The sequence below is a fragment of the Vibrio alginolyticus NBRC 15630 = ATCC 17749 genome (genome assembly GCF_000354175.2).
GTDB lineage: Bacteria > Pseudomonadota > Gammaproteobacteria > Enterobacterales > Vibrionaceae > Vibrio > Vibrio alginolyticus.
Genome location: NC_022349.1, coordinates 2,021,124 through 2,034,667, shown reverse-complemented (window position 1 = coordinate 2,034,667; position 13,544 = coordinate 2,021,124). Strand labels below are relative to the sequence as shown.

The window sequence follows — 13,544 nt, the reverse complement described above, 5'->3', positions numbered from 1 at the left end:
TTTAATAATAGAGTCGCAACTATGCATTGCGGCTCACCTTGCCGGCGCATCATTTAGGTATGGGTTGTAGTGATCGTTGGCAGAACACGAAAAGTGAGCAAAGACTCGGAAAAGCGTGTTGACTGACTGGCATTTACCGTCACAGGTTGATGGTTGCTCGTTCATTATTCTGGACAACTTTTGTTGTGAACGAGCAGCCAACTTCCGCTTACCTTTAAACTCTACATCTCGTAACAAGGAGTCGTTATGACGCCCGATGTGTTATTTGAATCGCTATGGCAAGATTACATTCAACGTCTTTGCCCTTCGGCGGCTAAAGTGCATCAGCTGCTTCAAGAAGATGAGCCTCTGATTAATGATCATATAGCTTTACGTACCTTCAATATCGCGCCTCTTGGTATTGAAACTCTAGCTAAGCCATTTGTAGCTATTGGTTACAAGGCGTGTGGTGATTACGTTTTCGAAAGCAAAAAGCTGGTTGCTAAGCACTATGAGCACCCAGATCCGAAGAAACCTAAAGTATTTATTAGTGAGCTAAAAGTTGAAGAGTGCTCGTCTGAGCTACAAGAGATTGTGAAAAATTTGGTGGCACAAGTCGATGCTGACAAGCTGAACGATAGCGCATTCTTACATGGTGGACGCTTGTGGGATTTAAGCTTTGCTGATTACCAAACGTTGGCTAAAGAAAGTGAGTACGCATCTTGGCTTGCGGCGCATGGTTACGGAGCAAACCACTTCACGGTGAGCGTTAACCAGCTCAATGAATATGAAGAAGTGAAGCAGGTAAACGATCATCTGCGTACCGCTGGGTTTACCATTAATGAAAATGGTGGTGAAGTGAAGGGCACTCCTGAGGTGTTGCTAGAGCAGTCATCGACCATGGCAGATAAAGTAGCGGTTCGTTTTAGCGAAGGCACTGAAATTATCCCTGGCGGGTTTTATGAATTTGCTAAGCGCTATCCGATGGAAAATGGTGATTTGTACCCAGGTTTCGTGGCCGCTTCAGCTGACAAAATCTTTGAAAGTACGAATGGCTAAGTTTTAGGGTTAACCTGTTAAGCTTACTCATTAGTGTTCGCTGCACCCTATCTCATTTGGTCATGAGCAAATAAAAAGCCACCAATGTTGCCATTGGTGGCTTTTATAATTTTGTTCGTGTCACTCTAGTTTGAGATTAACGAGTACCGTAAACCACGATGGTTTTACCGTGAGCAGAGATTAGGTTCTGCTCTTCTAGCATCTTCAAAATACGACCTACTGTCTCACGAGAACAGCCAACAATTTGACCGATTTCTTGACGAGTGATCTTGATTTGCATGCCGTCTGGGTGAGTCATTGCGTCTGGTTGTTTTGCAAGGTTCAGAAGCGTCTGAGCGATACGACCAGTTACGTCTAGGAACGCCAGGTCACCCACTTTTTGGCTAGTTACTTGAAGACGACGAGCCATCTGCGCAGAAAGACGCATTAGGATGTCTGGGTTTACTTGGATAAGCTGACGGAACTTCTTGAAAGAAATTTCAGCAACTTCACAAGGAGATTTAGCACGAACCCAAGCTGTGCGCTCTTGGTCTTCCTCGAATAGACCAAGTTCACCAATAAAGTCTCCTTGGTTTAGGTAAGAAAGGATCATCTCCTTACCTTCTTCGTCTTTGATAAGAACCGCAACAGAACCTTTAACGATGTAGTACAAAGTTTCTGCCTTTTCGCCCGCGTGAATTAGCGTGCTCTTTGAAGGGTACTTATGAATATGACAGTGTGAAAGAAACCACTCTAATGTTGGGTCGGTTTGAGGTTTACCTAGAACCATAATATCTCACTTCCTCTGCAGGGTACGCTTGCGCTATCCATATTTTAGCTAAGCCTGAATTAGGCCTACTAGAATAAGAGCACTTTTTATATGCTGCAAGCTCTCTTGTGTTTCGGTAAGAAATAGTATCCTTTTTCGAAAACGATTTCTTGATTTTAATCGTGCCATGATTGAGATTTTGTAAGCAAAACTGTGCACATGATCACGGTATGAAAAGTAAACATCTTCGCAGGCAGGTTTTTAGCCAATTTTCCCTGTTTCGATGAGCTGTTGTAGGATAGGCCGAACTATGAGCTCCATTGCAAAGCTCATCTTACCGCCGGGTACGACAATCGTGTTGTGGCGTGACATGAATGAGCCATCAATCATGGCCAGCAGATATGGGAAGTCGACATTCTTGATACCGCGTAGGCGAATCACCACAAAACTCTCATCCAAACTAGGGATGCCTTTTGCATTAAGTGGGTTGGAAGTATCAACGGTCGGTACGCGCTGGAAGTTGATGTGAGTACGAGAAAACTGCGGAGTGATATAGTTGAGGTAATCGTCCATGGATCGCACGATTGAGTCCATTACCGCTTCACGCGAATGGCCGCGATCGCGAGTGTCACGTACGAATTTTTGGATCCACTCTAAGTTCACAATCGGCACCATGCCAATTAAGAAATCCACATGTTGAGCAACATTAACATCGCCATCGACCACGCCACCATGTAACCCTTCATAAAACAGCACGTCGCTGTTTTCGGGTAAGTCTTGCCACGGTGTAAACGTGCCTGGCATTTGATTGTAGGGAACCGCTTCGTCAAACGTGTGCAGATAACGGCGCACGCTGCCAGTACCGTCATGCCCGAACTTACGGAAAAACTCTTCTAATCCCGGGAAGTCATTAGCTTGTGGGCCAAAGTAGCTAATGTGTCGACCTTGCTCGCGGGCTTTGCGAATTTCGATGTCCATTTCTGGGCGAGTAAAGCGATGGAAGCTATCGCCTTCAACCCATGCGGGTTTAACGTTCATCATATTGAACATTTTACGGAAGGCTTCAGATGTAGTGGTCGTGCCGGCACCGGACGAACCAGTAACCGCAATAATTGGGTGTTTAGCTGACATGACAAACCTTGTCGAAAATTACTTACCTGTAATGTGCAGTAGAGTTACTACTGCACGGTCGATATCCCACTATAGCACGTAACAATACCTTGTCATCGAGTGGGATACGGTAAAATGTGAAGGGTCTAAAATTTTGTTTTATGCTGAATATCGACGGTTTCGTGTAGCTCAGAGAACACGATAACCGCTTCACCTTTTTCCAATTGAGCTTTAACTTGATCAATTTTGTCTTGCAAAGAAACCTCGACGGTTCCGTAATCCGTTCCTTCGCGTAAGACGAATTCACGAATTAAGTTTTCCAATGTTTCCGGCGCAATGTCTTGCCATGGAATGATCATAAATACCTCTAACTTTTATGATGAGCGGCTAGTTTACTGCGTTCGTTGCTTGGATACAGCAGAAAGGTAATCTGCGGCGATACTTTCGTAATACGCAGGCAGCGCTTCCTCCAACCAAAACTTAGGTTTTAACGCCGTTCCTGTCAGGAAGCCAACATGGCCGCCGTGCTCAAAGAGACGGTAATCAATGTTATCTGGCAGAACAAACTTCGGGATCACATCGTCGGTCATGAACGGATCGTCTTTGGCATGGATGATCAGTGTCGGTAGCGTGATTTGTTGTAGTTTACTTAAGCCAGAGCATTGGTCGTAATAATCTTGTGCGTCTTTAAAGCCGTGCAGTGGTGCCGTGATCAAATCATCGAATTCATACAATCGTGTGACACGTTTTATTGAGTTGTAAGACAAAGCGAGCTCGCCATGCAACAAGTGATGTTTTTGCAACGCGTTGCGTTTGAGTGAAGAGAGTAGGTAACGGCGATACACTTTCGAAAAGCCTTGTTCAATACGGTTTGCACACGCTGCTAGGTCTAAAGGCGCTGAGATAATAGTCGCTGCATTCAAAATAGGGTGGTCTTTATATTGGGCTAAATAATTCGCCAACATGTTACCGCCAAGAGAAATACCAACCGCAACTTTGGGGTGATCAGGAAAACGTTGTTCAAGGTGCTCTAGGAAGTAACGAGCATCCGTCACTTCACCCGAATGGTAAGCTCGTGCTTTTTTGTTTGGTTTACCGCTGCAGCCACGAAAATGCATCATCACCGACAGCCATCCAGATTGAGCAAATGCATTCATTAACCCATTGGCATAAGGGCTATAGAAGCACCCCTCTAACCCATGAAATAAAACAAAAATCGGCTTTTTTTGTGCAGGCTCTTGGGTTGGGTCCTCGCTCCACGCGAGATCGAGAAAGTCGCCATCGGATGTATCGAGGGTTTGCCAAATCGGCGTAAATAACGCTTTTTTGCGAATAAAACGCGGCAAAAGCGTTTGGAGATGCGGGTTTTTGATCCCGGCGGCTGCGAAAAATTGTGTCATACCTAACTGCTCTTATGCGGTCCTTCGGTGTCCGTTGAAGAACTTATTAATATAATCCTTTATAAAGATTATAGGTATTCTACAGATTTATGGGCGTTTTGGTGGTTGAATGTTTGGCACCGGCATAGCAAAGGCTTGCTGCAAATGCTCCCCACCGAGTTGACGACAGTATCTCAACGTCAGTGGGTCACCATCATTTTTGAGTAGTGCAAGTGAGTTAATGCAGTCCACCAAATCCGCTTGTTGCTGCTTTTCTAGTTGCAGCTCAAACTGCAAGGTCTCACGATACAAAGCGTCATTGACTTGAGACTTAAGGTGGCGACGAAGGTCGCGAAAGGAGTGAAGTAAAGTTTCGCTCCTACCTAGACAGTCTTGCACCAAGGGCCAGTCTTTTTCTTGGAAAATGAGTTGCTGCTCATCGAGCCATCTGAGCAGCAGGAGTAGGTTCACGTTACCGTGGTAGTTGTTCTGTAATGATAAACACGCCTCTTTCACTTCTCGCACACCATAAAATTGCAGACTAAACTGCCAAAGGTGTTCTAGGGTGAGTGTGTATTCAGCGTGTTGATTACTCATTGATTAAACTCTAGCTCCATCTGCTCCAACGTTTCTTGAGCAGACATCCATTCCATTTCAATTTCTTCGAGCTCAGCTTTACTGGAAGCTTGAAGTGCCAGCACTTGGTTAAGTTTAGCTTTATTTTCGGCCGCATACAGTGAGTTGTCCGCCAATTGTTCTTCAGCTTCGGCCAGTGCAGCACCTAACTTATCCATTTTATTTTCTAGTTGTGTCAGCGTTTTGCGAATTGGCGCTGTCTGTTTTCGAAACTCTGCATCGCGACGTTTTTGCTCTTTCTTCGCAGCTGCGCTGTTGGCCGTATCTTTGCTTGGCTGCGCAGCCTGCGCTTCTTTGCGTTCCGCTCTTTGTTGTTCGGTTAACCATTTATAATAGTCATTTAAATCACCGTCGAACGGAGCAACTTGTCGATCATGCACTAAATACAAGTCATCGGTCGTAGCGCGCAGTAAATAGCGGTCGTGCGAAACAATCACCATCGCACCTTCGAATGTTTGCAGTGCCATCGTAAGTGCTTGGCGCATGTCCAAGTCTAAGTGGTTGGTCGGTTCATCAAGTAGCAACAGGTTTGGCTTTTGCCACACAATTAAAGCCAATACCAAACGGGCTTTTTCGCCACCAGAAAACGGCGCAACTTTTTCTAGTGCTTTGTCACCTTGGAAGCCAAAGCTACCTAGGTAATCACGTAGCTGCTGTTCGGTTTGATCGGGTGCGATTTGCATCATGTGTTGCAGCGGCGTTTCTTCAGGGTGAAGCGTTTCTAACTGGTGCTGAGCGAAGTAACCAATTTTCACGCCTTGTGAGTAAGTTAGGTCACCACCTTGCGCGTTAAGTTCACCAGAGAGCAGCTTGATTAATGTCGATTTACCCGCACCATTACGGCCGAGTAGACCAATACGACTGCCAGGAACCAAGTTCAAGCGGATCTTCTCTAAGATGAGGTTGTCACCGTAACCTGCAGATACTTCATCCATCATCATGATTGGGTTTGGCAGCGCAGCTGGCTCACGGAATTGGAAGCTAAATGGGTTATCGAATTGAGCTGGTAACACTTTCTCCATGCGCTCCAAAGCTTTAATACGGCTTTGAGCCTGGCGTGCTTTAGAGGCTTTGTAACGGAAGCGGTCGATGTAGCTTTGCATGTGAGACATCTGCTTCTGTTGCTTTTCAAACATCGCTTGTTGTAACACCATCTTTTGTGCGCGTTGGTTTTCGAATGACGAGTAGTTACCCGTGTATTCGTTCAGCTGCTGATTCTCGATGTGAATGATGCGACCAACGATCGGATCCAAGAAGTCACGGTCGTGCGAGATCAGAATCAGCGTGCCAGGGTAGTTTTGTAGCCAACGCTCTAACCACATTACCGCGTCCAAATCCAAGTGGTTGGTTGGTTCGTCGAGTAGCAGTAGATCAGAACGACACAATAGCGCTTGAGCCAAGTTAAGACGCATACGCCAACCACCCGAGAATTGGGTCAAACTCCAACTCATTTGCTCTTGGCTGAACCCTAAACCATCGAGCAGTTCTGCCGCGCGAGCGCGAATGCTGTAACCACCAATGGTTTCAATTTTACCGTGTATCTCGGCAACTAGGGTTCCGTTGTCTTGTGTTTCTGCTTCAGCTAACTGCTTTTCGAGAGAGCGGTACTCGCGATCACCATCAATGACGTATTCCAGTGCAGTGCGCTCTAGCGCAGGCGTTTCCTGTGCGACCCAGGCCAACTCCCAGTGTTGAGGTTGGCTAAATGAGCCAGCATCAATTGACAGTTCATCTTTCAGTAGGGCAAACAGCGTTGATTTACCGCAGCCGTTTTTGCCCACAAGACCGACTTTATCGCCAGGGTGAATAGTCGCAGAAGCTTGGTCTAAAAGAGGTTTACCGCCACGCAGTAACTGAATATCAGAGAAGGTAATCATAAAGTTTTCATTCACTTTGCGCAGTGCGCGTTGCTTGGTTACATAGCGAAGTGGTTTCAATCGTTTTTAAAGCCACTTGGGTATATATCTAGCGGTGAATAGTAGGGGTATTGGCCGGAAAAGTCGATTGATTCGCTTTAATTGCATTATGCTGTACAAAAAAGTATAACAATTTGATAACGGATAAAAATAACCACAAGGACGACCATTTGGCTGTTGCACCGTCTATTCTCCCAAAAGTTCTGGTCATTTATGCTCATCCAGAGCCACATAACTCGATTGCCAATCAAGTGATGATAAAAAAAGCTCAGTCGCTTGATCACGTCACTGTGCACGATCTTTACGGTGTTTACCCCGATTTCTTTATTGATGTGAATTACGAACATGAGTTGTTGCTCGCTCACGATGTGATTGTATTTCACCACCCACTTTATATGTATTCATGTCCAGCCCTATTAAAAGAGTGGCTAGACCGAGTGTTAGGTAAAGGCTTTGCGTTTGGCGGAGGTGCGGCGCTAGAAGGAAAATACTGGCGCAGTGTCATTACAACAGGTGGTAAAGAAGAAGCCTTCAGCGCGAAGGGGTACAACAAATACCCACTTGAGCAAATCTTGCAACCGTTTGAACTGACGGCAGCCCTATGTCAAATGCACTGGATTGAACCACTGGTGTTGTATTGGTCAAGAAATGTTTCAGATATTGAACGCTACGAACATGCCGAGTTATACCGTGGATGGCTGAGTAACCCACTTGAAAACTGGCAAGCGGCAGAGCGAGGAGGTCAGTATGGCGATCACCAGTGAGTTTCTTCAAAGCAGTGTGGTCTTTCTTTCGGCTGCGGTTATTGCGGTGCCGATTGCTCAGCGCCTTGGGCTTGGCTCGGTTTTAGGTTATTTACTCGCTGGTGTGTTGATTGGCCCATGGGGGCTTGGCTTAATTAGCGACGTTGATGCCATTTTGCATTTTGCCGAGCTTGGGGTTGTGTTGTTACTGTTTTTGATAGGGCTGGAATTAAACCCTAAAAAATTGTGGCAGATGCGAGGGCCGATTTTAGGTTTAGGCGGTGCGCAGGTTGTGGTCACGACCGCCGTGATTGGTAGTGTCGTCAGTATGTTTGGCGTAAGCATGCAAGTGAGTTTAGTGATCGGGATGGGGTTGGCGCTATCCTCGACGGCGATTGCGCTTAAAGTCATTGAAGAGCAAGGGCTTAATGGTACCGAAACGGGGCAATCTGGTTTTGCGGTGCTGCTCTTTCAAGATATTGCAGTGATCCCGATGCTGGCGATGTTGCCCTTGCTAGCAGGCGGGCATAGTGGTGGAAGTTGGTTGGATGTCTTCACTATTTTAGGCAGTGTGGTAGCACTGTTGATTGGTGGTCACTTTTTACTACGTCCGCTATTTCGTTTTGTCGTGATGAGCGGCGTTCGTGAACTCTTTACCGTTGCTGCACTTTTAGTCGTGCTTGGCATTTCGGTCGTGATGCAAAAGCTCGGCCTTTCGATGGCATTGGGGACTTTTTTAGCAGGCGTTTTGCTGGCAGAGAGTGAGTATCGCCATGAGTTGGAAATCGCTATCGAGCCATTTAAAGGTCTGTTGTTGGGGTTATTCTTTATTGCGGTGGGCATGGCGGTAAACTTGGGGTTATTGGCATTACATCCTTTAGAGATTCTCGGTGCGGTGGTGGCTTTGGTCGTGGTTAAGGGTTTGGTTTTGTATGCATTGGCGAGAGCTGCCCGTGTCGGAGCCAAAGCGAGAAGCCGTATGGCTGCAATTTTGAGCCAAGGCGGTGAGTTTGCCTTTGTCATATTTACCGCGGCGAGCCAAGAGGGCATTTTGTCCAAAGAGCAAGTGGCGTTTCTGTTGGTGGTGGTCAGTCTATCCATGGTGACGACTCCTCTTTTGCTGATGGGACAAAAGAAGTGGTTTGCTCATACCCTGAATCAAGAAGAAGAGGGCATGACCACGAAAGTCGTGGATCGCCGACCACGCGTTATCATTGCAGGCTTTGGACGTTTCGGTCAGATCGTCGGACGTTTAATGTATGCCAATAAAATCAAAGTGACAGTATTAGAAAGTGATGCCAGCCAAATCCACCTATTACGTAAGTATGGTTACAAAGTGTTTTATGGCGATGCTACACAAATTGACCTATTGAGGGCTGCTGGCGCTGATAAAGCGGAAGCATTGATTATTTGTACTGATTCACCTGATGAGGTGATGGCCATCGTGGACATTTGTCGCGTGCACTTCCCGAAACTTAAGTTGTTAGCCCGAGCAAGAAGCCGTGTCGAGGCTTACCAGTTAATGAGTCATGGTGTAGAGAATTACTCTCGTGAAACATTTTTAGGGGCGCTAGATCTCGGTCGCCAAGCGCTCGTAGAACTGGGTATGCATCCTTATCAAGCAAAGCGGGCAGAAGCACATTTTCGCAAGTTGGATAATGCTATGCTTAAGGACTTATTGCCTCAACACAATGAAGATAAGAAATTAGCTCAAAGGGCGAAAGAGGCACGCAAAGAGCTAGAAGAAATATTTGGTCGTGAAATGGAGAGCGACCATCAGTCACCTAATCATTGGAAGTAGTACTTGAGCCAAGACTCAAGCTAAGGAAATAGCGTGAAAATCAAGAAACGTTTTATTGCAGGCGCTAGCTGCCCAAATTGCAGCCAGCAAGATACCCTGCGCTGGTGGATTGAAAATAACATCGAGTTAGTTGAGTGTGTCGAGTGTGAGTTTACAGAGCAGCGCAAACCACAATCTGTAGAGAAAAATAAACACTCAGATCAGGAAATGATCGGAATTTTTAAGCCGGAATAATTGAACTTCGATAATTGATCCCCATAATACACCCAGATATCTCAGTACTTAACCCCATTCAGGTTAAGTCAATTAATCTCCCTGGAGTTAGTATGAAAATTGAAAAGAACGTTGTTGCAAGCCTTGCATACAAAGTAATGATGGAAGACGGTGTCGTTGTTGATCAATCAACAGCAGAAGCACCCCTAGATTACCTTCACGGTCACAACAACCTAATCACAGGTCTTGAAAAAGAACTTGAAGGTAAAGTGGCTGGCGACAAGTTCTCAGTAACGGTAGCTCCTGAAGAAGCTTACGGTGAGCACAACGATGCGCTAGTACAGCGCGTTCCTGCGGACGTATTCCAAGGCGTTGAGCAAATCGAAGTGGGCATGCGCTTCCTAGCTGACACTGACCAAGGTCCAATCCCTGTTGAAGTAACAGAAGTTGACGGCAACGAAGTGGTTGTTGACGGTAACCATATGTTAGCTGGTCAAACACTAACTTTCGAAGTAGAGGTTATGTCTACACGTGAAGCAACAGCAGAAGAGATCGAACACGGTCACATCCACCAAGGTGGTGGCTGTTGTGGTGGTCACGATCATGACCACGATCACGAAGAAGAAGGCGGCTGCTGTGGCGGCGGTAGCTGTGGTTCTCACTAATCATAAGCTCCTTCACTAGATAATCTTATCTAGCAAAGCTTTGAAAAGCGCAAGTTGAGTTTTCAACTTGCGCTTTTTGTTTATCTAAGGTGTAGTGCCAACCATACAAGGAATAACAGTTGGACAAAGTGATGACGAAACCTTTCTCGATTGCCATTCATGGTGGTGCGGGCACCATCTTGCGTGAACAGATGAGCGATGAGCTGCAACAATCCATCTTGGCGGATTTAGAAGCTGCGGTAAAAGCGGGACATCAAATTCTAGAAACGGGCGGTGAAGCCTTAGATGCCGTCGTAGCGGCAGTGAAAGTATTGGAAGACTCTCCTAACTTTAATGCGGGTAAAGGCTCAGTGCTGACCAACAACGAAATGGTTGAAATGGACGCTTCTGTGATGGATGGGCGAAACCTTGCAGCAGGTGCGGTCGCAGGTGTTCGTCATATTAGAAACCCAATTGAGCTCGCTCGTGACGTGATGCGAAACAGCAATCATGTGTTGTTGGTGGGTGAGGGCGCAGAGAAGTTTGCTTTTGAGCAAGGCCATGAGTATACCGAGCAAGATTACTTCTTTACTGATCGCCGTTATGAGCAGTTGCTGTCTATGCGTGAGAAAGGACTGTTTGCTTTGTCGGAATCTCGTTACCCAGATGACCGTAAGCACGGTACGGTTGGTGCGGTAGCGTTAGATCAACAAGGCAACTTAGCCGCTGCCACCAGTACGGGTGGCGTGACGAATAAGAAATACAACCGAGTCGGAGATTCGGCTCTGATTGGTTGTGGTACGGTGGCCGAAAATGGCGTTGTGGCAGTTTCCACTACGGGTGTCGGTGAGTTCTTTATTCGTAAACGTGTTGCGGAAGACGTTGCAGCACGTATGCGTTACTTACAAGAAGATATTCATACGGCTTGTGAACACATTATCCAAGGTGCTCTCAAACAGATGGGCGGAGAGGGCGGTTTGATTGCCATTGATGCTAAAGGTGAGATGCACTTTGCGATGAACAGTTCTGGCATGTACCGAGCAGGCATTAATACGCAAGGCGAGCTGAGCGTTAAAATCTACGCCGACGAATAGCTTCTTCTTGAGTACCTTCTTAAGTAATTAATACAACAAAGCCCAGAACATGTTCTGGGCTTTATGCTATTTGAGCCTGCATTTTAATAATGCGGTGGTGGGGTTTCTTCTGACGGATCGGCTAAATTCGACGAGTCCATATTTTTTACTTTACCTACCACATATTTCATCTGATCGAGCATCTTGGTAATTTGCAGTTGTTGCTGCGATAAAGCGCCGTTCAGATCTTCAATAGTCTGTTCTTGGAACGCAAGCTGACATTCTAAGTCATTAATGCGTGCTTCCAATTGCTGAATGATTTTTTCTGTCATGATCCGTTCTCTAACTGCCAAGCTTGGGCAATACCTGCTGAAGTAGCAGTAATTACGCGTTGTTTTGAATCAAAGGCTGCATCATACACGACCGCACGGGGAGGGCGAGTGTCTTTTTTGGGCTCCACTTCAAATCCACTCATTCGTTTTCCGGTTTGAGTATCCCATATCGACACACGGCCAGAAGGGCTTCCTGTGACTAGTTGAGTCCCGTCGTCAGAAAATCGTGCGGTAGAGAAAATTAATTGGCGTGACCAACTGCTCAACTGTGTGACTTCTTGTCCAGTTTTTAAATTCCAAACAATCGCTTGGTTTCCGCCATCAGATGTCATTGCTAATTTTCCATCTCTTTGCAGGGCCACGCGAACAATTCGTTGTTCATGTTCGAAGGTTCGTAGTACTTGTCCGGTTTCGGTATCCCACAGATACGCTTTATAGTCATTACCCCCGGTTAGGGCGAAGCGCCCATTAGGAGAAATGGCCACGGAATTGACTTTTTCACGATGCGCAAGGAACTCCATGCGACGCCCGGTGACTAAGTTGACATAAATTGCTTTACCGTTGGATAACCCAAGCAGAACTTGTTCACCATTACTGGTGATATCAACGTCGCGAATGAGCGCATCAGAGATAGACCAAAGGCCTTCGGATTGCGTCCAGCCTAGGTCCCAAACTGCGAAGTTCATTTGGCTTGCTGTAATTGCGTAGCGACCATTGTCAGATATGCGGATATGGGAAACCACATTGGCATCGGCATCGAGTTCACCCAGATTGGCTAGTTGTTCATTTTGCTCTAGGTCCCACAACATCAAATGACGTTGTTGAGAATAGAGCAGAGCAAACCGTCCATCTCTGCTAAGTGCGAAGCTCGTCGCACCTTGAGGTTCTATCGGCCAACGCTGCACTTCACGCTCGGCGAAAAAGCAACCATTTAACGTGGTGATGACAATTAAATATAGGAATAAATGAAAAATTCTTTGCATCACATCTAATAATCCGGTTTGTGTCTTAAGACATATAGCTAGTATATTGGTATAACGATTGTCTTCACTAGTCTCATAGAAGATTTGTGCACAACAACCAATGGCAGAGCCATTATTGGGAGAATTTAATGAAATCAGTTTTAAAAGTGTCGCTACTTGCTGCAACAGTTATGCTAGCGGTAGGTTGTCAGAAAGAAGAAACTAAAACAGAAACCGCACCTCAAGCAGAACAAGTTCAAGCAGAAACCGGCAAAGCGGTTCACTTTAAAACCGACGACGACAAAGCGGCATACGCAATCGGTGTTTCATTTGCTAACTACCTAAGCACAAGCATCGACAAGCCAAGCGAAATCGGCATTAATCTTAACAAAGATTTGGTACTAAAAGGTATCGAAGACGTCTTCAAAGGCAATGCTGAATTGAATGAAGAAGAAACACGTGCAGCACTAGAATCTCTAGACAAGCGTGTTGCAGAAAAGATGCAAGCACAAGCGGCTGAGAAAGCAGCTGAAGCGAAAAAAGCTGGCGATGACTTCCGTGCTGAGTTTGAGAAGCAAGAAGGCGTAGTGAAGACAGATACAGGTCTTCTATACCAAGTAATGACACCAGCTGAAGGTGAGAAGCCAAAAGACACTGATACGGTTCAAGTACACTACAAAGGTACTCTGATCGACGGTACTCAGTTCGACAGCTCATACGATCGTGGTGAACCTGCAACGTTCCCACTTAACCGTGTAATCCCAGGTTGGACAGAGGGTGTTCAGCTAATGCCTGTGGGTTCTAAATTCAAATTCGTTATCCCGCCAGAGCTAGCATACGGTGACCAAGACACACCAAGCATTCCTGCTAACTCAACGCTAGTATTTGAAGTTGAGCTGCTAAAAGTTGAGAACGACAACGCAGAGCAATAACAATAAGCTGCGATAAG

At 46.0% G+C, this 13,544-nt stretch carries 15 protein-coding genes; 7 read left to right on the top strand and 8 right to left on the bottom strand.

What is annotated here, in order from left to right; genetic code table 11:
- Window positions 1-246: 246 nt before the first annotated feature.
- Window positions 247-1,038: a DUF1338 domain-containing protein gene (locus N646_RS09300; RefSeq protein ID WP_017821746.1), complete on the top strand. Its 792-nt coding sequence runs from the start codon at window positions 247-249 to the stop codon at window positions 1,036-1,038.
- A 136-nt stretch (window positions 1,039-1,174) separates the two neighbouring features.
- On the opposite strand, the gene crp is transcribed toward N646_RS09300, so the two are convergent.
- The 6 genes from crp to N646_RS09270 form a co-directional block, all read right to left on the bottom strand.
- Window positions 1,175-1,807, bottom strand: a complete 633-nt coding sequence (gene crp, locus N646_RS09295) for a cAMP-activated global transcriptional regulator CRP (RefSeq protein WP_005381432.1) — start codon at window positions 1,805-1,807, stop codon at window positions 1,175-1,177.
- A gap of 240 nt (window positions 1,808-2,047) precedes the next feature.
- Entirely contained in the window at window positions 2,048-2,917 is an 870-nt protein-coding gene (locus tag N646_RS09290) for a phosphoribulokinase (protein WP_005381434.1), read from the bottom strand.
- Between the two features lie 125 nt (window positions 2,918-3,042).
- Window positions 3,043-3,255 (bottom strand): YheU family protein, encoded by a 213-nt coding sequence (locus N646_RS09285; RefSeq protein WP_005382815.1) that lies wholly within the window; start codon window positions 3,253-3,255, stop codon window positions 3,043-3,045.
- Between the two features lie 33 nt (window positions 3,256-3,288).
- Window positions 3,289-4,296: a hydrolase gene (locus tag N646_RS09280; RefSeq protein WP_017821747.1), complete on the bottom strand. Its 1,008-nt coding sequence runs from the start codon at window positions 4,294-4,296 to the stop codon at window positions 3,289-3,291.
- Between the two features lie 87 nt (window positions 4,297-4,383).
- Window positions 4,384-4,872, bottom strand: coding sequence for a TIGR02444 family protein (locus tag N646_RS09275; protein ID WP_005382813.1), 489 nt, complete (start codon window positions 4,870-4,872; stop codon window positions 4,384-4,386).
- Window positions 4,869-6,788 (bottom strand): ABC transporter ATP-binding protein, encoded by a 1,920-nt coding sequence (locus tag N646_RS09270; RefSeq protein WP_017821748.1) that lies wholly within the window; start codon window positions 6,786-6,788, stop codon window positions 4,869-4,871. The genes N646_RS09275 and N646_RS09270 overlap by 4 nt, the downstream gene beginning before the upstream one ends.
- 209 nt (window positions 6,789-6,997) lie before the next feature.
- Between N646_RS09270 and kefG the strand changes: the two genes are divergently transcribed.
- The 5 genes from kefG (at window position 6,998) to N646_RS09245 (ending at window position 11,322) form a co-directional block, all read left to right on the top strand.
- The gene (kefG, locus tag N646_RS09265) at window positions 6,998-7,591 is read left to right on the top strand and encodes a glutathione-regulated potassium-efflux system ancillary protein KefG (protein WP_017821749.1); all 594 of its coding nucleotides are present in this window, start codon (window positions 6,998-7,000) and stop codon (window positions 7,589-7,591) included.
- Window positions 7,575-9,371: a glutathione-regulated potassium-efflux system protein KefB gene (gene kefB / locus N646_RS09260; protein WP_017633740.1), complete on the top strand. Its 1,797-nt coding sequence runs from the start codon at window positions 7,575-7,577 to the stop codon at window positions 9,369-9,371. The genes kefG and kefB overlap by 17 nt, the downstream gene beginning before the upstream one ends.
- A 33-nt stretch (window positions 9,372-9,404) precedes the next feature.
- Entirely contained in the window at window positions 9,405-9,605 is a 201-nt protein-coding gene (locus N646_RS09255) for a YheV family putative zinc ribbon protein (protein WP_005381449.1), read from the top strand.
- Window positions 9,606-9,697: 92 nt separating this feature from the next.
- Window positions 9,698-10,249, top strand: coding sequence for a peptidylprolyl isomerase (gene slyD, locus N646_RS09250; protein WP_005381451.1), 552 nt, complete (start codon window positions 9,698-9,700; stop codon window positions 10,247-10,249).
- Between the two features lie 131 nt (window positions 10,250-10,380).
- Window positions 10,381-11,322 carry an isoaspartyl peptidase/L-asparaginase family protein gene (locus N646_RS09245; protein ID WP_031777285.1) on the top strand — a complete coding sequence of 314 codons (942 nt, stop codon included), beginning with the start codon at window positions 10,381-10,383 and terminating at the stop codon, window positions 11,320-11,322.
- An 83-nt stretch (window positions 11,323-11,405) separates the two neighbouring features.
- Here the strand turns inward: N646_RS09245 and N646_RS09240 are convergent, their stop codons facing one another.
- A complete protein-coding gene (locus N646_RS09240; protein WP_005381455.1) occupies window positions 11,406-11,633 on the bottom strand; it encodes a SlyX family protein in 228 nt (75 codons plus the stop codon).
- The gene (locus N646_RS09235; protein ID WP_017633742.1) at window positions 11,630-12,616 is read right to left on the bottom strand and encodes a WD40 repeat domain-containing protein; all 987 of its coding nucleotides are present in this window, start codon (window positions 12,614-12,616) and stop codon (window positions 11,630-11,632) included. Before N646_RS09235 ends, N646_RS09240 begins: the two co-directional genes overlap by 4 nt.
- A 128-nt stretch (window positions 12,617-12,744) precedes the next feature.
- Here N646_RS09235 and fkpA point away from each other — a divergent pair, with 128 nt between their 5' ends.
- Window positions 12,745-13,527, top strand: coding sequence for an FKBP-type peptidyl-prolyl cis-trans isomerase (gene fkpA, locus N646_RS09230; RefSeq protein ID WP_017821751.1), 783 nt, complete (start codon window positions 12,745-12,747; stop codon window positions 13,525-13,527).
- The last annotated feature ends 17 nt before the right edge of the window (window positions 13,528-13,544 follow it).